We start from the raw sequence: 16,611 nt of genomic DNA on the forward strand, positions 1-16,611 counted from the left end.
GACGGTGGACCGGTCCGCTTTCAGCGGTTACGTGAACGCGTAGGATTCAAGATGGCCAGGACGGCCCGACATTCGCTGCAGGCGGCCATCCCGGACCGGGGCAGGCGGCCATGATGCCCGGCGTGCAGGATACGGCCGTGCATCTGTCGGACCGCCACTTCCGGACCATCGCCCAATTGATCGAGGGCCAGGTCGGCATCAAGCTGCCGCCGGGCAAGCGGCTGATGCTGGAAGGGCGGCTGCACAAGCGCGTGCGCGCGCTGAACTATTCGGATCTGAACGAGTACGTCGAAAACCTGTTCGAGGCCGATCATTTCGACACCGAGCTCACTCATCTCATCGATGTGGTGACGACCAACAAGACCGACTTCTTCCGGGAGCCGCAGCACTTCACCTTCTTGCGGGATGTCGCGATCCCCGCCCTGCTCAAATCGCATGGACGCAAGAATGCGAACCTGAAGATCTGGAGCTCGGCGAGCTCCACCGGCATGGAAGCCTATACGACCGCGATGGTGCTGGACGACATGACGCGGAACGGTTCGCGGTTTCAATACCGCATCCTCGGGACCGACATCTCGACTGCTGTGCTGCGCCTTGCCAAGACCGCCATCTACACGCGCGATGTGCTTGCGCCTGTGCCGGAAAACTTCGTGAACCGATATTTCCTGTCGTCGCGGGACAGGTCGCGCGGCGAGGTGCGGGTGGTACCGGAATTGCGGCGCATGACGCATTTCATGCGGATGAATCTCATGGACGCGTCCTATCCCGTCGACCGCGACGTCGATATCATCTTCTGCCGCAACGTCCTGATCTATTTCGAGCGCGAGACCCAGCGCAAGGTGATCGAGCAGCTGTGCAACCATTTGCGGCCCGGTGGTTATCTGCTGGTCGGGCACTCGGAATCGATGATCCACAGCGCCGTGCCGGGTCTGAAGCAGGTCCAACCCACCATCTTCCAGGTTTGATCGGAGCGCCGCCAAGAATGCCGAAGGAAAAAGTTCGCGTGCTGATCGTGGACGATTCGGCGTCGGTGCGCCAAATCCTGCAGACGATCCTCAACGACGATCCCGACATCGAGGTGATGGCAACGGCTTCGGATCCGTTCGCGGCGGCGCGCCGCCTCCAGAACGAAATTCCCGACGTCATCATCCTCGACATCGAGATGCCGCGCATGGACGGCATGACGTTCCTGCGCAAGATCATGGCGCAACGTCCGATCCCGGTGATCATCTGCTCCTCGCTGACCGAGGAGGGCTCGAACGTGATGTTCGAGGCGTTCGAGGCGGGTGCGGTCGACATCGTGCCGAAGCCGAAGATCGACACGCGGCAGGCGCTGCTCGAATGCTCCACGCGGCTGCGCGAGGCCGTGAAGTCGGCCGCCCGCGCCCGGGTGCGCCCGCGCGCGGAGCGTCGGGAGATCGAGAAGAAGCTGACGGCTGATGCGATCATCCCGCCGCCGGTGCAAGGCAAAGTCCGGCCGACCACGGAGCGCATCGTGTGTATCGGCTCCTCGACGGGTGGCACCGAAGCGCTCAACGACGTCCTCGAGATGCTGCCGCCGCACTGTCCTCCGCTTCTGATCGTCCAGCACATGCCGCCGGGTTTCACCGCGGCCTTTGCCAAACGTCTCGACGGCGTCTGCCAGATCCGGGTCAAGGAGGCCGAGGATGGCGAGCCGGTGCTGCCGGGTTGCGCCTATATCGCGCCGGGTGCCCGTCACATGCTGCTCCAGCGCATCGGCCTGCGCTACCAGATCGCGATCAAGGACGGCCCGCCGGTGTCGCGGCATCGTCCGTCCGTCGACGTGCTGTTCCGCTCGGCGGCCCAGCATGCCGGCGCCAACGCGCTCGCGGTGATCATGACCGGCATGGGCGACGACGGCGCGCGCGGAATGCTGGAGATGCGCAAGCTCGGCGCCTCGACGCGGGCGCAGGATGAAGAGAGCTGCGTGGTGTTCGGCATGCCCAAGGAAGCCATCGCCCATGGCGGCGTCGAGAAGGTCGTATCGCTGCACCATATCCCGCGCGAGATCATGCACTGGTATCAGTCCGGCCACGCCGCCGCGGCAGGTTGATGGCAATGTCCGTCATTCCGGCCAACACGCTCAATGAGGCGATCACCGCGATCGAGGACGTTTCCTCGCGGATCGAGGACGTGTTCGCGCGCGTCGGTCACGAGCTCGGGCGTGGCCATCTCATCTTCAAGGAGCTGAACCAGGGTCTCGCAACGCTGTCCTCGGAACTCTCCGGTGCCGAGATCGAGGGCGCCGCGACCGCGTTGCAGGAGATCGCCGCACAGCTCAGCGAGCTGGCGCAGGCGCTTCCGGCCGAGACCGCCCTGCTGGAGACGATCGGCAGGAGCACGGCGGAGGCGTCCTCGCTGCTCAAGCCGGTGTTCAAGCACATCCAGATGATCACCATCATTGCCCGCAGCGCGCGGATCGAGGCTGCCTCGCTCGACGGCGACCGCGAGGGCTTTCTCGCCTTCACGCAGGAAGCCTACGATCTCGGAAAGGCCGTGCAGGGCTCGATCGAGGGCTGCGCGCGGGATCAGCAGCGCCTGTCCGAGGCGGTCGCCACCGCACTCGGCCGGCAGAAGGAGTTCGAGAGCCGCTACCGGAATCAACTGGCGGCGGAGAGCGTCGAGCTTGGTGCGGCCTATTCCGGATTGCACGATCAGCGCCGCAACAGCAGCCATCTCGCCGACCTCGCGAGTTCCAGCACCAGGAAGATCGCCGAGGCGGTGGGCAGCGCGATCATCTCCTTGCAGGCCGGCGACAGCACGCGCCAGCGTCTCGAGCATGTCGCTCACGGTCTCGGCCTCGTCTCGGGATCCGCCCCGAGCCTCGTTCCCGAACCGGGCGCGAGCAATGACGGCGCGCGCGCGATTTGCCAGTTGCAGGCGGCCCAGCTCAGGGATGCCCAGCGCGAGTTCGGCGGCGACATCGGTCAGATCGTTCGCGCGCTGACCGCCATCCTGCACGATGCGAGCAGTGTCGTCGGTCACGGCCGCACGCTATTCGGCGGCGAGGACGGCGGTGCGTCGTCGTTCCTGGCGCGTATCAAGCAGACGCTGGCGCACGCCTCGACCCTGATTGCCACCTGCGAGGGCGCCGGCCGCTCGGTGGACGAGGCGCTTGCGATCGTCGAGGACACGCTGACGAAGTTTCGTCAGGCGATCGCCGGGCTTGCCGAGGCGACCATAGACATCACGCTGATCGGGATGAATGCCGGTCTCAAGGCAAGCCATCTCGGCAGCCGCGGCAGCGCCTTCGTCGTCATCGCCAACGAGCTCAAGACGACCGCCGACCAGGTCTCGGCGGGGGCAGGACGCTTGCGGCCGGTGCTCGACGGCATCGAGCGCTCGGCCAGGGAACTGAAGCAACTCCGCGTGCAGGGCGATCCCACGCAGCTCGCCAAGCTCGAGCCGCAGATCCTTCAGGCGCTGCGCGAGGTCGAGGCCGGCAATGAACGGCTCGGCAAGCTGATGAACCGGCTCGTGGTTGAAGGCGCGGAGTTCGAGGGGCTGATGAATTCGGCGCAAGGCCTGATGAGCACGCTCGGCGAAGGCTCCGCGGCTTTGCCCGCGGTCGCTGCGCGCCTCGAGACGGCCGGTGCCGGCGCGCAGAAACCGCGTCCGCAGGACGAGGCCATGCTCGACGAACTCTTCGGGCGCTACACGATGGAGCGCGAGCGGGACGTCCATCGGCAATTCCTGCAAACGCTCGGGCTGGCGTCGATCGCCACCACGCGCCGGGTCGAGGCGGTCGAGACCGCCGATGACGGCATAGAACTGTTTTGACGTTGCTGCCGGCTTCGCGCGTCGGCAGCAATTTGACAGGTTGACTTTGCGAGGCATTAACCGTGGCGGAATGCGCGCCGCGTCGGTCATTGTCGCGCCCCACGGTTCGTTGCAAATACGCATGGAATTCACGACGGATGTTTCCATGCTGAAAGAGGGCAAATACGCGGCGTGGTTTAGAACCGCGCAGGCGCAAGGCACCGGCATTGTGCATCTGTCCCAGGGCCGGATTTCGGGGAGCGACAGCTTCTTCACCTATGGCGGCTCCTATCAATTCGATGACGACCAGCGTTTCACGGCCGTTCTAACCACGCGCCGGCATGCCGAGGGCCCGCCCACCGTGTTCGGGCGTGACGAGGTCGAAGTCTATCTCTCCGGCGTCTTCAGCGGTGCGATAGCGACCTGCTCGGGCACGGCCAAGCAAGCGCCTGAGGTGAAGTTCGAGGCGACGCTGATCTACAGCCAGGAAGATGCGCCGGCTGCCGACATCAGGAGCGCGGTCGTGAGGCTGAATGCAGGTAAGCTGCCCAAGGGGGCCGACAGCCGTTACCGGCCGCAGCATCCGTTCACGGCAGGCCCGTCCAAGTGAAATCGCGCCCAGCTCCGTGATTAGCGTTGCATTGACGCTGTTGTCTCGAAATCACGCCGCGGCCGCGCTGCAGCAACTCTGCCTTTAGAAGCGGGGGCTAGCCTTGCGGCCGATCAAGTGTGGTGGAAGAACATGCCTCAGATCTGGATGACATACGATGAACTCGGCGCGCTTTGCGGCTGTGGCGCAATGGAGGCGAGGGATCGCGCCATCCATCTGTCGCTCGATCGTCGCAAAAGTCGCGACGGGACGACGCGGGTCAAACTCGATCTGGCACTGACGGCCAAGTTCTTTGCATCCGTTCGTGAGGCGGATTTCGATCTCGATTGCGCGATTGAGGCGCTGCACAACACCCACCGGCAAATGGCCGAACTCCTGGCTCCCACCCAGCTCCACAACAGGCGTGGGGCGGCCTGAACCTCCGCGTGTTCCGGCCCATGCCGAAGGCTAATTACCGCGCTCGTTGTCCCGAATCAGCATAAGCTCTGCGGCGGAATTTCCGGCTGTCGTCGGTGTTCAAATCGCGATGGGGAGCGAAGTCTGCAGGAGGAGTGCATGAGCAAAGCTGTGCGTCGGCCGTCGGTGGCACTGTTGGGGACGCTCGCGCTGGTTGGAAGCGTCGTTGCGACGAGCGGAATGGCAAACGCGGAAGCCGTGAAGCTGCAAGCCGAGCTCAAGGGAAGCAATGAAGTGCCCCCGAACAGCTCGTCCGGATCGGGCAAGGCAGAAGCCAGCTACGACACTGTAACGAAAGTTCTGACTTACACCGTCACCTATGCCGGGCTGACGGGACCCGCAATGGGGGCGCATTTCCATGGCCCCGGCGAAGCTGGCAAGAACGCCGGCATCGTCCTCCCGTTCAAGACGGTGCAAAGCCCGATCCAGGGCAGTGCCACGCTCACCGACGCGCAGGCGGCAGATCTGCTGACCGGAAAATGGTACGCGAACATCCATACGGCCGCGAACCCGGGCGGCGAGTTGCGCGGTCAGATGATGAAGTGAAGTAGAGACCGGGGTGTACGTCCACCGGTCATCTCGCTGAGGGGATGTTGGCTGCTTAGGACGGCGGTCTCGGCAAGAACGCCAGGATCATCTGGGCGAGCATGACGCCGACGGTGCCTCCTGCCGCCTTCTGGAGCACGTCGAGAAAGCCCGGATCCCGGTCGGGTATGAACACCTGCATCAGCTCCAGCCCCATAGCGACCGCCACGACGAGCGAGCAAGCCAAACCAAGCCGTCCTGGCAACAGGAAGGAAAGCAGGAAGCCGAGCAGACCATAGGCACTGAAGCGCTCGATCACGACAATCCAATAGGCCTCGTGATGTCCCATGAGCGCGGGTCTTCCCGCCAGCTTCGCCAGGGTGGCATAGACGATCAGCGCTAGACAGATGCTCGCGGCTGCGATGAGGTGGCTCCTGCGCATGGCGCCAACATACAAGGTTGGGCGCCCGTCTGGTTCGAAAGACGAAAATATCGTTAAAGGCGCTGGACGCCGCCAAAGGCTCCGCTGGCACAAGGACGGTGATACCGTTTGGCGGCTCACCCCCCGTTAGGGAAATAGAAGTTCTTCCTCGACCGTCAGGCCACCAAAGCCGCATCGTTCGAGACCGCCGCGCCTGACTGCGCCACCCGGCGCGACTCGACGAGCTCACTAAACCTGGCGAAGGGCAGGGGCGGCGCAACGAGATAACCCTGGCCCTCCGCTACGCCGGACGCGAGCAGTGCGCGGAGCTGCTCCTCGGTCTCGATGCCTTCCGCGACCACGCTCATATGGAGGTCTCTCGCGAGCGCAACCAGCATCTCCACGATCGTCGTCGTCGACGCGTCCACCGTGATCGTGTCCACGAAGAACTTGTCGATCTTGATCATGTCGGCGCCGAGGCCCTTCAGTCGAGACAGTCCGCTATGGCCGACGCCGACGTCGTCAATGGCAACGCGGAAGCCATGGTCCCGCAGCTCGGCGACAACCGCCGCGGCGCGCGCGAGATCGTCGAGCTCGTCGCGCTCGGTTATCTCGACCACGATCTGGCGCGCGGAGACCCTTGCGGTCAGGACCTTGCGACGCAGCGTTTCAACGAAGCCTGCACTCAGGAGATGCCCGGGCACGACATTCAAGGACATCTTGAAATTCTTGTTTGCCCTCAGCAATGGCTTCAACTCGGCGAGCGCCGATCCCAGGATCTGCCAGGTCATCGCCTGGATGCGTCCACTGGATTCGGCGAGCGGAATGAAGTTCATCGGCGGCACGACCGAGCCATCTCGGCGCACCCAGCGAACCAGAATCTCGCAGCCCTTGATCTGACCTGTCCCGAGATCGAAGATGGGTTGGTAGTACGGCTTGAATTCGCCGGCCGCCAGCGCCAGATCGAGATCGGCGACGGGCCCCTCCATTCGGCGGCTGCGTGCCAGCAGGATGCCAAAGATTGCGCCAAGTCCAAGGGCCACCGCGAGGGCGGGCCAATAAGCCTCGTGGTTCCAGCTCGAAAGCACCGCTTGCTCGAGCATGATCGTGGCATGAAGCGGGAAGCGCGTGGAAGTCCTGTCGAAGCTGATCGGCTCCAGCGGGGACTTGTCGGCGTCGGTCTGGAATTCGCCGAGCTTCTCGCCACTGCTCAAGGTGAGGATCACCTCGCTGTGCGCCCGCAATTCGGCGGGCATGATGTCGAACAGGCTGGCGTTGATTCCGACAATGGCGACGAGGGCGGAGCTGTCGTTGATGTCCCTGAGCACGCCCAAGGCGTCGCCGCCGAACTGCTCCACGCGGAACAGCGAAAGTGCCTTGTCGCGCGAGGGCAGCATGTCGCGGCGATTCACCCATCCCTTGTCGAATTCGAGCGTCTCGGAATAGGCCGAGCAGATCACCGAGCCATCCGGTTTGACGAGGCGGACGTCCTTGATCGCCGACCGCTGGTAGACGTGGAGGCGGATGGCTTGCAACGCCCCGGGCTCGCAGCTGGCGAGATTGCGTTTTGCGAGCTCGTCCAGGCTGGCCGCGGCAAAATCGACCGCAAATTCGGAGCGGCGCAGAACGACCTCGGTCAACTCGCTCAGCTGATGCGCCTGCTGGTGGCGAATGACGGCCTCCGCCGCGAAATGGCCCGCCAGGGCGAACGCCATCGTGCTCGCAAGCACGAGCGCCGCAAACAGGAGGTTGGGTCGCTGTAATCTCATCCGGTCCGGGCGAAATTCAGGGGAGGCCTGGAAAATTGATCCTAGCCTGCGGGGACTAAGATAGCGTTTAACGGGACGAAGGAACGGAGATGCCCCGCTACGGAGCCAGCCTTAGAGGGGGCCCCAGAAGACGTACAACTGGCCGGTGAACGGGCCGGACGGACCGCCGCAGGCAGGCGGCTCAATCGACGCTCACCGCCCGCCGCGATGGCGGACGGAAATGACCTCTGGATAAGGTCGGCTGGGCCTATCGCTGTGGGGCGTGGCGGGATGGCGGGTGGCTCGCAGCCGAAGCACCACGAAAGCGACGTTGATCGCCAGCCAAACCAATATCGCGGAAATGGCAAAGTGGAGCACTGCCAGACCTCGCTGAAAGTCTGGAATCAAACACCCAATGGTTGCTTTGGTTCCGTCCTGCCAAGGCGAAAAGCTGCGGCTGGGTCGAAGAGGAGCGTTGCCGCGATGATGGCGCTGCCGTCCTCGACTCTCTCTTTCCGAGGCTAGCCTTTCCCGAGGCTAGCCTTTCTTGCTCGCTTTCGACTTCAACGAAAGACCAAGCCGCAACGCCATGCGCTTGATCGCATCAGGCGAGCGCCCGAGAACTTTCGCCGCCTCTTCCAGCGAAGCCGAAGACTTGGCCAGCTCCATGAGCCGGCGGTCTTCCTTGAACGACCAGGGCTTGCGCGCCATAACCGAAATGATCCTCTCGTCGACACAAGGGACAAAGCCGCCAAGCGACCCATGTTCGCTCGACGGCTTTGCTTGGGTGGGGCCGGACTTGGGGGAGCCCGGTGCGAAGATGGATAAGCGAAACGCGAGACTTCGCAACAAACACCGCGGATTAAGCTAACCGCTCAACCTTACCGCGATGAAGTTGGTGTATGCCGCTCCGTATAACCACGGAGGTTTCGTCGGTGTTGTCTGCAATCGCCAGCAGCCGCGTGCGAAAAAGGTGTCGGAAGCGACTTCATCACGCAGAGGACAGACACGCTCGACCACCAGCGCGCTCGTGGCTTCAGGCTGCTTGCCGAGGTGAACAGGGGTTAACATCGTCGGCTGGATATCGCTCTCGAACAATGAGAGATTTCGTCATCCTCTCCTGCCGCCAGGTTTTCGCGCGACGACCAAACTTCGAGCACCACGTTGCACAAACTTCATGATCGTCTGACAAAAGTTTCAGCGCCGATGACCTTGAAGTCGTCGCAACATCACGTTTGAAATGTACCGGGAGGAGCGTTCCGAAAAATTGGGAACATTCCAAATGCTTGCGATTCTGGTTTTGATTTCGATTTTTACAGCTGGCTTTGGCTGTGGCTATGGTGTGCGGGCGTGGCGCTCGCGCAAGCGATCAGCACGATATCGCCTCTATGCGCCCTACACGCCGGCATCGATGGGAGTGAAACAAAGCGAGCATCCATCGTAATGCAGAACCATGGGCGCGATGTTTTAGTCGGAAGTTGATCTTGCCTCGCGGCAAGGTCGGATAACCATGTGCGGTTAGGTTAACGTGGTGCGGTCCTTGAGAGCTTCGGAAAGGCAACCTAAAACGTATCGGTTCATTGTGAGAGTTTAGCCGCCTCGATTTTTTCGGGGCCCGCATGGGTGGGCGTAGATGGCGTATTTGATTGCGTTGCTGGGCGCGACGTGCGTCCTTATTTTGATCGCTTTTGTTCGTACCTTTGATCGGCGGTTGAAAGATCTTCCGCGGCCTTGGATCATGAATGAGGGCCATTCGAATGATTGATCAAAGGCACAACGCGCCCCGCAGGTATTTCGTCGACGCCCAAGGGCATCGCGTCCTGATCGGCCTTTCTTTGGAAGAGACGGCGGAGTTCGAAGCGCTGGATCTTTCATCGAACGAGACAGAGCAATTCGCGTCCGAGATTTGCGTGAACGACGGAGCCGTTGCGGCGGACGAAGTTCGCTGGCTTGAGCTCTATTCCAAGCACGAAGGGGCTTGGCGGGCGTGGATCGCACAAAGCCAGGCGGAGCGGGCGCAGGATTTAAGCTTTGTTAACTATGTCTGACCGATGGTAGCCGCCTAAATCTCGAATGTGGGATGGCCCAAATGTTTCAGCTGTTCCTGAGAGCGCGCGCACACAATCTTCTCGGCTCCCGCCGTGAGGACAAAGGTTTTAAAGCCCGCTCCGTCGAGCGTGATGCAGAGACCGACCGCGCGCGGATCGGTGCCGTCCTGGCGGCGATCGAAACAGCATTGCAGGAGGCGGAGAGGGAGCAGGCCGGCCTCAACCGGCGTGTTGACGATGCCCTCGCACGTGCATCCGTCACCTTCGGAAACGGCACCGATGAATATCTCGAGCGTGAGCCGCTCGACAATTATCATCAGGATCTCTTTGCGGCCGACATCTCGAATGGCCAGCGACGGCTCAAGGAATTGGCAAGCGCCATCGCGCACTTGAAGTTCGTCAAGACCGCAATGCTCACGCGCTTTCCGGATTTCAAGCCGCCGCAGCTCGACAGCTAAAGCGAGTTGAGCTTTGGTTGAATCGGTGCGAGCCGAGGAGGGCACCCTCTCCCGTAGGGAGAGGTCGGATTGCATCAAAGATGCGATCCGGGTGAGGGGTTACAGTTTCATTGTCTGCCGCGGCCCCTCACCCGGATTGCACTGGACGATGCTCCGCATCGCGATGCGCCGCGACGCGCGGATTTCACGGCTTTGTCACGCGCAATGTCCCGCCGAGTAGCAGGGCAATCGGATATGATCTTGGCGGCGGCCTGAGCGCGCGCCTCGTCCTTCGAGACGACCGCTCCCAGCGGTCTCCTCAGGATGAGGCTAATCGGCGTCGGTGCCCGTTGAAACTGCTGCCGCGCACTCCGTCCTCATCCTGAGGAGCCCGCGTAAAGCGGGCGTCTCGAAGGATGGCCGCAGGGAAACACTCACAAATGCAGTAGCCCTGCGCCGAGCAAGGTCGGCCGCGTGACAATTCGGCGCTGCTTTGCCGTTGGGCGCTTCGACCCTTTTTGATATGGTCCCGGCAAGCATTCATGGATTGAAGGAGCGAAGAGGTGCCAGTCAAGAATTTGAGGACGTTGGTTGGATTGGCATGCGCTTTGACGCTGGCCGCGCCGGCGACGGCTTCGGCCATCACGGCGGAAGTGGCCCGCGCATGCGATGCGGCGATGGCCAAGGCCTTTCCGCCCAGACAGATCGGCAACCCCGCGGCCGGGAGCACTAAGGGAACGGCCAAGGATAAGCGCGAATACTTCCAAAAATGCGTTGCCAACAATGGCAAGGTCGACGACATGCCGGCGGGCGCGCCAAAGGACAACAAGCCGGCGAAATAAGAACAGGGTGGCTACGGCCGGAGCGCTTTCGAGCGAAGTGGATACCGGTTCGCGTGAAGAAAACGCGTCAAAACAAGAATCTAGAGCTTCGGTTCTGATTCAATCAGAACCGATCATGCTCTAAAGCATGATCCGGAAAAGTGCGCAGCGGTTTTCCGAAAAGATCATGCTCAAACAACAACCTAAAGCGCGATGACGATACATCCTAATCTCATCGCGCTTTAGCGTCGGGGCGGCGGACAGGGCGAGTAGAACGCGCCGTTCGCCGCATTGATGCGTTCGACGCATTGATTGGGATCAGTGACCGTTCCGGCGACCGTGAAGTCGTAGCCCATACCCTTGACCACCACGACGTAGCGGCCGGGGGCGAGCGTAAAGCCGTCTTGCTCTGGTTGGAGCAACAGCATTCTCGACTGGTCTTCGACCGGACCTACCTTGTAGGGGTACGACATGCTGCGGATGACCCAGGAATCGCCGGCGCTGACCATGGCGGCTTTCCCGGTGGCATCGACGCCCATTGCCCGGGAGACTTTCGCGACCACCCGAACTTCGGTCCCGCTCGCATCGACACCTCCGTCGGGCCTGAACACGATGAATCTGACGTCGCCGCCCATCAATGTGGTTGCGCTCGGCGTGTTGATGGCTGCCGAGATCGCGACGCGCCGGTCCGGAATCTTTCCGGGCACCGGCTTGAGCTCATGGAGCTGGCCCTCGCTCAAGGCGTAGACGCCGAACGTCGTCGGCAAAGGCATCGACGGTTGTGCGGCTTGCGCCGGCTCCTTTGCGCTATCCGGCGTCCGTTCAGCGGGTTCACCCACCGAGGGAGTCGGGACGGCGGTCGGCTGAGGGCCCGAGGTTTCCGGTGAGCGCGCGGACGGCAGCGCCACCTGTGGCAATGCGGTCACTTGTGTCCTCAGATGTAGCCAATAGGCAGCCGCGGCCCCGGCGCCCGCAATGAGCAGGAGCATGGCGGTCAATCGAACGAGAGATTTGAAGGCGCCGCTCCGTTTGAGTTGGTCCAGCGATCTTGACGGTGCCGCAGGTCCGCGTGGCGTTTCCGCGGCCGTCGAAGGGGCTGGTGAAGCCAGAGCCGGCGGCGTCGGAATGGGCGGCGGAGCAGGGGCGTTGTCCGGCCGAGAATTCGCCACGACAGTGCCGGCAGCCTTTGCCAGTGAGGACGGCTCGCTTCGCTCAAAGGACCGTTCGACCTCCTGGATGGCGCGTTCGAGCACTTGCTGGAGCGCTCGCGCCTCCCGCGCATCGGCGTGGTTGAATTGTTCCAGCAGCTTGATGCGGGCCAGTTCGTAAACGACGTCCCGCATCTGCCGGGGGTCGTCGGAGATTTCGCGGATCCGCCCTGATAACAGGCGGACAAGTCCAGCCTTGATCTCGTCCGCGTTGGCTGCAGTGTCGCCGGGCTCGGTCATCAAGGCCGATCAACTACCCCGGATACAGCTGTTTCGCTAGGCTTTTTCACCCCCGGATCCCTGGGTCCTGCACGCGCATGTCTCGAAGAGCTTGCTTTTGGGCAAAAACCTGTGACATTTCGCCGAACTCCTCTTTCCGGTGTTTGATGATGCGCGGCATTTTGACAGCAATCACGTTTTTGGCGTTCCTGGTTCAGCCCGCTTCGGCGCAAGGGGTCAAGGATCAGGCCAACACCACCAGCTCCAGCATCATCACAACGCCCACGAAAAAGGCGCAGACCATCCAAGCCGCGTCGCGGCCGACCGCCGTCCGAAATGTGACGGGGAGCCTTCCTGCCGGAAGGGCGGCCCAAGGCGTCTGGCGGGATGGCAAGCTGATTGCCGTGCCTCGGTGAGGTCACGCAAGGAACCGTGAAGCAGCCGTGAAGGAACGGTGTTCGCCTCCCTGACGTTCTTGCTCGGGAGATCTCGCATGAAACGCTTAGTCTTGATCACACTCGCGCTTGTCGTGCCTGCCGGCGCCTGGGCCCAGGGCGTCAACGATCCGTCGACGCCCAATCGCAACGTGATCATCGTCAACCCGTCGCAGCCCTCGCCGTCCACAGCGACGCCAAATATTCCGAGTCGAATCGAGCCCCCCGTGACGAGGGGCGGACACGCCCGCCCCTATCACGGGAACAGAACCCGGGGCAGCGGGTCGAGCCGTCGTTAGCCCTGCCTGCACCTTTCGGTGGCGTCGTGAGACAGCTATTGCGGGTTTACCTCGACCTCCAGGATCGATGTCCCGCGATGATGACGGCTCTTGCCCGAGATCACCAGCGTGAACTTGTCGGCGCCGGGCGTTTCGTTTCCTGCCGAATAGCGGAAGCCGGACCCGACCACCGCCAATTGTCCCCATGATGGTCCGCTCACGACCGACACGTTGAAAATCTGCATATACGACCAACGCAGTCCCTGGATGCAATCTGCCCCAGGCGCGATCGACATCGTCCATCTCACTGAATCTTCCGAAAAGGCAAAAGGCGTCCGCTCCTTGATGCAGACGGGACTGGCGTGCGCCGTCAGGCCAGACATGAAGGAAGCCGCGACGGCAATACTTAACAGCAATAACGGTCTTGCACGCATTCTCGGCAACTCCACGAGCGCATGCCAAAGTTAAACAGCAATGACCTAACGAGGTCTTAGAACAGAGCCGTTGGCCCTTAAGCCGATCAAATGCCGCGGATCTCGGGTACATCAATCATCCGGTCGGCCTCTCTCCGGACCATGCCATCCTGCCCCTGTTTTGCCCGACGAGTCAACCCGAATTTCGGAAAAGGCGCAACCCATTGATCCGACTGGTGTCGGCTACTGTGCATGGGGTTGTTTTTCTATTTTTTGATGGGACGGCCCCCGAACGGCCCCAGGTGCTGAAATCCTCGCGAGCTAAAATGGAAAGGGTGCCCGGCGAATTGGCTTTCTTGCAATCGGCAAAGGTATAGATTGAAAAGCTGGAGATGAGGAAATTGGCCAATGGTCGTCCTTGTCGCTCTGCCTGGAGTCATCAGCGTGCGAACGGGTCGACGTGGCCACTGTGAAAAGCGGTTTGGGAAGCTGCCTCAGGCGGTCATCATTGTTGCCGGCGTGCTCGGCCTTGGTCTTGCCTGTCCGTCCTTGTGTCTCGCTCAGACCGAACCGGAGCCCTCGATCAACGACTATCTTCCGCCAAGCGAGCCGGAAGTTACGCGCGACGAATGGCGGCAGCGGATCGAGGACGCGCGGCGCCGAGCCAAGGAGGTCTCGCGCGAGCGGCGGGAGCATCCAGAGCTCTACAAGCCGATTCCGGAAGATCCGGACCTTGTCGCGACCGAACGTCTCCTCAACGACGACAGTCTGCAACGAGGCGACATCGTCGCGACCAAGAAAGGCATGTTCGTCTACCAGGGGCGATCCGAGCAACCGCGCCGCGATCACGACTTTGTGCCGGTCAACCCGAAATCGGTGCGCTGAGGAATTCGCTGCAGCCCCAGGAGCGATGGCAACGAAGCTCGTCCGGGTTCAGTATCGCCGCATAATCTCGTTGAATTTGGGGTCGGCCACTTTCGTGGTCTCCAGCAGCAGCGACTTGCCTTGCGGAGTCGCCTGCACGTAGGCCGCGATCAGCAGTGGCTCGTAACGAGAGCGATTGGCCAGCGCCGACCGGATGTCGGACTGCGCCAGGAGCTTGATCTCTTCATCGGTCGCGGCCGCGCCCGACGTCACGATTTGGACGCGAGAGAAGGCAACGTCGATCGGCACCGACCCGGTCAAGTAAGACATCTTCACCGCAGGCGTTACCGCCTCGCCGGCCTGGGCCTGTAGCGTGCCGAGCGTGAGCCATAGCGCGGGCCTGATCGGCGATACTTTCAAGGCAGCCACGACGGCACCTTGAGCTGCCTTGTTCTCGCTGGCCCTGCTGCCCGCGTCGGTGGAGGGGCGGTGAAGAAAGTCAGCGGCCATCGCTGCCGCGTAATTCGCAAGCAACTCGCCATCCCATGAAAAAGATGCAAGGCCGCCGGCGGCCGCCAGCTTGGCCTTGTCGGGCGGAATCTCGCCCGAGAACAAGTCGCTGGCGCGAAAGTTCGGTCGTATGAGATCGCCGTAGAACGTCATGCCGGCGTGAAGCGCCAGCACGATTGCGGTCAAGATGCCGATGACGCGAAGCAGGATCATGCGATTCATGGTGGAATTGACGAGGCCTATGAGCGCGAGCCGACGACGGGTCCGACATTCAACTCTTAAATTGCGAGCAGACTATCGCCTTGGATCGTCAACAGCGTCAAGTTGCCGGTCGCGTAGGCGCCGGTGTCGATATTGATGCGGTTTGGTCGAATATCGGGCGCGCTGACCGGCGTGTGACCGTGAACGATATATTTGCCGAAGCGCTCCTCGGAGGCCAGGAATTCCTCGCGGATCCAGAGCAGATCCTCATCCTTTTGGCGATCGAGCGCGATGCCCGGCTTGACGCCGGCGTGGACGAAAAAGAAATCGCCGCAGGTGAAGGAGGAGGGCAATTGCTGGAGGAAGGCGAGATGCTCGGGCGGGAGCGCGCGCTTCAATTCATCGATCAGCTCGACCTGCTGCTCTGCGGACGGATTCATGGTCGGCCTGATGCCATAGGAGACCAGCGTCAGGAGGCCGCCATAGTGGCGCCACTCCTGCAAGCGGGCGGGGTCCTTGAGGACCTCGAGCAGGAAGACTTCGTGGTTGCCCTTGAGGCAGACCGTCTCGTGTGATTTCGAGCGCGCGATCAAGAGATCAAGAACGGCTCGCGAGTCCGGGCCGCGGTCGACATAGTCGCCGAGAAAGACCTGAATGGCTCGTTGGGGAGCCGAGCGGGCAAGATCGGCGTCGATCACGGTTAACAGCGATTGAAGCAAATCGGCGCGGCCATGCACGTCGCCGATCGCATAGACGCGAACGCCGTCGGGAAGCCGAGGCTTGGTCTTCTTTCGAAAGCGGCTGGAAAGGCCCATCGGGTCGGTCGAATCGCTTCTAGCGTCACGAGCGGATCATCGTGACCGCTCTTAGCAGAACCAGTCACACATCGATATTCTTAATTGTTTGCAACCAACGCGCCCGCATTTTGATTAAAGGATCGCGTGGCCTTTGAGCCGTATTTCAAGAGGTCTCGCGTAGCGTCCTTTCCTACAAGAAGGGGAGCGCGACATGCGCAAAGTTGTAAAGTTCCTGGCGGCCGTGGCCGCAATCGTCGTTGCTGCGGGGGTGCAGCAGAGAGCGGAAGCCGCCTTCGTCGGCGCGCCCTTGGGGCTGCGCGGTGCCATCCAGTACATCAAGTTCGACCAGCCGACGCTGGCGCCGATGGCATTCACGCTCTTTTGCCTGAAGTACAAGGACGAGTGCAGGCCGCGGCCGCAGCAGGTCGTGTTCAGGGGCGGCCGTCTGAAGCTCACGCCGGAGCGGCTGGCGCAGATGCAAGAGATCAACCAACGGATCAACGGCGCGATCCGTCCCGAGGCCAACCTGGAGGGGCTGCGCGGCGAGAAATGGCTGCTGCATCCGGCGAGCGGCGACTGCAACGACTACGCTGTGACAAAACGCCACGATTTGATCGCCAAGGGCTTTCCGGCGCGCTCGGTGCTGCTCAGCGAGGTCGTGACCACATGGGGCGAGCATCATCTCGTGGTCGTGGTGCGCACCTTCTCCGGCGATCTCGTGCTGGACAATCTCTCCGGTCACATCCTGCCGTGGTCGAAGAAGCCCTATCGCTGGGTCCGCATCCAATCACCCAAGAACCCGAACTACTGGGCGTCACTCGGCGATCGCGCCGTCTGATGA

At 62.1% G+C, this 16,611-nt stretch carries 19 protein-coding genes; 12 read left to right on the forward strand and 7 right to left on the reverse strand.

The features are described from left to right. Positions 1-110 precede the first annotated feature (110 nt). The 6 genes from AAE027_RS11570 (at position 111) to AAE027_RS11595 (ending at position 5,392) form a co-directional block, all read left to right on the forward strand. Positions 111-965 (forward strand): CheR family methyltransferase, encoded by an 855-nt coding sequence (locus AAE027_RS11570; protein ID WP_370988136.1) that lies wholly within the window; start codon positions 111-113, stop codon positions 963-965. Positions 966-982: 17 nt separating this feature from the next. Continuing rightward, complete coding sequence (locus tag AAE027_RS11575) at positions 983-2,074, forward strand: protein-glutamate methylesterase/protein-glutamine glutaminase (protein ID WP_370988137.1); 1,092 nt, start codon at positions 983-985, stop codon at positions 2,072-2,074. A gap of 5 nt (positions 2,075-2,079) precedes the next feature. Beyond that, positions 2,080-3,801, forward strand: coding sequence for a chemotaxis protein (locus tag AAE027_RS11580; RefSeq protein WP_370988138.1), 1,722 nt, complete (start codon positions 2,080-2,082; stop codon positions 3,799-3,801). Positions 3,802-3,946: 145 nt separating this feature from the next. Then, positions 3,947-4,390 (forward strand): hypothetical protein, encoded by a 444-nt coding sequence (locus tag AAE027_RS11585; protein WP_370988251.1) that lies wholly within the window; start codon positions 3,947-3,949, stop codon positions 4,388-4,390. Positions 4,391-4,522: 132 nt separating this feature from the next. Further along, positions 4,523-4,807: a hypothetical protein gene (locus AAE027_RS11590; RefSeq protein WP_091884431.1), complete on the forward strand. Its 285-nt coding sequence runs from the start codon at positions 4,523-4,525 to the stop codon at positions 4,805-4,807. A gap of 138 nt (positions 4,808-4,945) precedes the next feature. Further along, complete coding sequence (locus tag AAE027_RS11595) at positions 4,946-5,392, forward strand: CHRD domain-containing protein (RefSeq protein WP_130212921.1); 447 nt, start codon at positions 4,946-4,948, stop codon at positions 5,390-5,392. A 55-nt stretch (positions 5,393-5,447) separates the two neighbouring features. Here the strand turns inward: AAE027_RS11595 and AAE027_RS11600 are convergent, their stop codons facing one another. The 3 genes from AAE027_RS11600 to AAE027_RS11610 form a co-directional block, all read right to left on the reverse strand. Next, positions 5,448-5,813, reverse strand: a complete 366-nt coding sequence (locus tag AAE027_RS11600; RefSeq protein WP_130212922.1) for a VanZ family protein — start codon at positions 5,811-5,813, stop codon at positions 5,448-5,450. Between the two features lie 155 nt (positions 5,814-5,968). Beyond that, a complete protein-coding gene (locus tag AAE027_RS11605) occupies positions 5,969-7,561 on the reverse strand; it encodes an EAL domain-containing protein (RefSeq protein ID WP_370988139.1) in 1,593 nt (530 codons plus the stop codon). A 516-nt stretch (positions 7,562-8,077) separates the two neighbouring features. Further along, positions 8,078-8,251, reverse strand: coding sequence for a hypothetical protein (locus AAE027_RS11610; RefSeq protein ID WP_165405291.1), 174 nt, complete (start codon positions 8,249-8,251; stop codon positions 8,078-8,080). 1,046 nt (positions 8,252-9,297) lie between these two features. On the opposite strand from AAE027_RS11610, the gene AAE027_RS11615 reads away from it, so the two are divergent. From AAE027_RS11615 to AAE027_RS11625, 3 genes are all read left to right on the forward strand, one after another. Next, on the forward strand, positions 9,298-9,588 hold the full coding sequence (locus AAE027_RS11615) for a hypothetical protein (RefSeq protein ID WP_370988141.1): 291 nt from the start codon (positions 9,298-9,300) through the stop codon (positions 9,586-9,588). Between the two features lie 41 nt (positions 9,589-9,629). After that, complete coding sequence (locus AAE027_RS11620) at positions 9,630-10,046, forward strand: hypothetical protein (protein WP_091884443.1); 417 nt, start codon at positions 9,630-9,632, stop codon at positions 10,044-10,046. A gap of 587 nt (positions 10,047-10,633) precedes the next feature. Continuing rightward, entirely contained in the window at positions 10,634-10,867 is a 234-nt protein-coding gene (locus AAE027_RS11625) for a hypothetical protein (protein ID WP_370988142.1), read from the forward strand. Positions 10,868-11,088: 221 nt separating this feature from the next. Here the strand turns inward: AAE027_RS11625 and AAE027_RS11630 are convergent, their stop codons facing one another. After that, entirely contained in the window at positions 11,089-12,294 is a 1,206-nt protein-coding gene (locus tag AAE027_RS11630) for a hypothetical protein (protein ID WP_370988144.1), read from the reverse strand. Positions 12,295-12,440: 146 nt separating this feature from the next. Between AAE027_RS11630 and AAE027_RS11635 the strand changes: the two genes are divergently transcribed. Beyond that, complete coding sequence (locus AAE027_RS11635; protein WP_370988145.1) at positions 12,441-12,689, forward strand: hypothetical protein; 249 nt, start codon at positions 12,441-12,443, stop codon at positions 12,687-12,689. A gap of 352 nt (positions 12,690-13,041) precedes the next feature. Here AAE027_RS11635 and AAE027_RS11640 read toward each other — a convergent pair whose 3' ends face one another. After that, positions 13,042-13,419 carry a hypothetical protein gene (locus AAE027_RS11640; RefSeq protein ID WP_128935768.1) on the reverse strand — a complete coding sequence of 126 codons (378 nt, stop codon included), beginning with the start codon at positions 13,417-13,419 and terminating at the stop codon, positions 13,042-13,044. A gap of 387 nt (positions 13,420-13,806) precedes the next feature. On the opposite strand from AAE027_RS11640, the gene AAE027_RS11645 reads away from it, so the two are divergent. Then, positions 13,807-14,283 (forward strand): hypothetical protein, encoded by a 477-nt coding sequence (locus AAE027_RS11645; protein ID WP_244551057.1) that lies wholly within the window; start codon positions 13,807-13,809, stop codon positions 14,281-14,283. 48 nt (positions 14,284-14,331) lie between these two features. On the opposite strand, the gene AAE027_RS11650 is transcribed toward AAE027_RS11645, so the two are convergent. Beyond that, positions 14,332-14,994, reverse strand: coding sequence for a hypothetical protein (locus AAE027_RS11650; protein ID WP_370988147.1), 663 nt, complete (start codon positions 14,992-14,994; stop codon positions 14,332-14,334). A 56-nt stretch (positions 14,995-15,050) separates the two neighbouring features. Continuing rightward, positions 15,051-15,788 carry a metallophosphoesterase family protein gene (locus tag AAE027_RS11655; protein ID WP_370988148.1) on the reverse strand — a complete coding sequence of 246 codons (738 nt, stop codon included), beginning with the start codon at positions 15,786-15,788 and terminating at the stop codon, positions 15,051-15,053. A 193-nt stretch (positions 15,789-15,981) separates the two neighbouring features. Here AAE027_RS11655 and AAE027_RS11660 point away from each other — a divergent pair, with 193 nt between their 5' ends. After that, positions 15,982-16,608 carry a transglutaminase-like cysteine peptidase gene (locus AAE027_RS11660; RefSeq protein ID WP_370988149.1) on the forward strand — a complete coding sequence of 209 codons (627 nt, stop codon included), beginning with the start codon at positions 15,982-15,984 and terminating at the stop codon, positions 16,606-16,608. Positions 16,609-16,611 lie beyond the last annotated feature (3 nt).

The sequence above is a fragment of the Bradyrhizobium sp. DN3 genome (genome assembly GCF_041357655.1).
In the GTDB taxonomy this organism is placed as follows: domain Bacteria; phylum Pseudomonadota; class Alphaproteobacteria; order Rhizobiales; family Xanthobacteraceae; genus Bradyrhizobium.

Bases quoted from the DNA above. Each gene is read 5' to 3' on its own strand.
- AAE027_RS11570 (WP_370988136.1), top strand. From the start codon at position 111: ATGATGCCCGGCGTGCAGGATACGGCCGTGCATCTGTCGGACCGCCAC.
- AAE027_RS11595 (WP_130212921.1), top strand. From the start codon at position 4,946: ATGAGCAAAGCTGTGCGTCGGCCGTCGGTGGCACTGTTGGGGACGCTC.
- AAE027_RS11660 (WP_370988149.1), top strand. From the start codon at position 15,982: ATGCGCAAAGTTGTAAAGTTCCTGGCGGCCGTGGCCGCAATCGTCGTT.
- AAE027_RS11645 (WP_244551057.1), top strand. From the start codon at position 13,807: ATGGTCGTCCTTGTCGCTCTGCCTGGAGTCATCAGCGTGCGAACGGGT.
- AAE027_RS11650 (WP_370988147.1), bottom strand. From the start codon at position 14,994: ATGAATCGCATGATCCTGCTTCGCGTCATCGGCATCTTGACCGCAATC.
- AAE027_RS11585 (WP_370988251.1), top strand. From the start codon at position 3,947: ATGCTGAAAGAGGGCAAATACGCGGCGTGGTTTAGAACCGCGCAGGCG.
- AAE027_RS11635 (WP_370988145.1), top strand. From the start codon at position 12,441: ATGATGCGCGGCATTTTGACAGCAATCACGTTTTTGGCGTTCCTGGTT.
- AAE027_RS11640 (WP_128935768.1), bottom strand. From the start codon at position 13,419: ATGCGTGCAAGACCGTTATTGCTGTTAAGTATTGCCGTCGCGGCTTCC.
- AAE027_RS11610 (WP_165405291.1), bottom strand. From the start codon at position 8,251: ATGGCGCGCAAGCCCTGGTCGTTCAAGGAAGACCGCCGGCTCATGGAG.
- AAE027_RS11575 (WP_370988137.1), top strand. From the start codon at position 983: ATGCCGAAGGAAAAAGTTCGCGTGCTGATCGTGGACGATTCGGCGTCG.
- AAE027_RS11615 (WP_370988141.1), top strand. From the start codon at position 9,298: ATGATTGATCAAAGGCACAACGCGCCCCGCAGGTATTTCGTCGACGCC.
- AAE027_RS11655 (WP_370988148.1), bottom strand. From the start codon at position 15,788: ATGGGCCTTTCCAGCCGCTTTCGAAAGAAGACCAAGCCTCGGCTTCCC.
- AAE027_RS11630 (WP_370988144.1), bottom strand. From the start codon at position 12,294: ATGACCGAGCCCGGCGACACTGCAGCCAACGCGGACGAGATCAAGGCT.
- AAE027_RS11590 (WP_091884431.1), top strand. From the start codon at position 4,523: ATGCCTCAGATCTGGATGACATACGATGAACTCGGCGCGCTTTGCGGC.
- AAE027_RS11600 (WP_130212922.1), bottom strand. From the start codon at position 5,813: ATGCGCAGGAGCCACCTCATCGCAGCCGCGAGCATCTGTCTAGCGCTG.
- AAE027_RS11580 (WP_370988138.1), top strand. From the start codon at position 2,080: ATGTCCGTCATTCCGGCCAACACGCTCAATGAGGCGATCACCGCGATC.
- AAE027_RS11620 (WP_091884443.1), top strand. From the start codon at position 9,630: ATGTTTCAGCTGTTCCTGAGAGCGCGCGCACACAATCTTCTCGGCTCC.
- AAE027_RS11605 (WP_370988139.1), bottom strand. From the start codon at position 7,561: ATGAGATTACAGCGACCCAACCTCCTGTTTGCGGCGCTCGTGCTTGCG.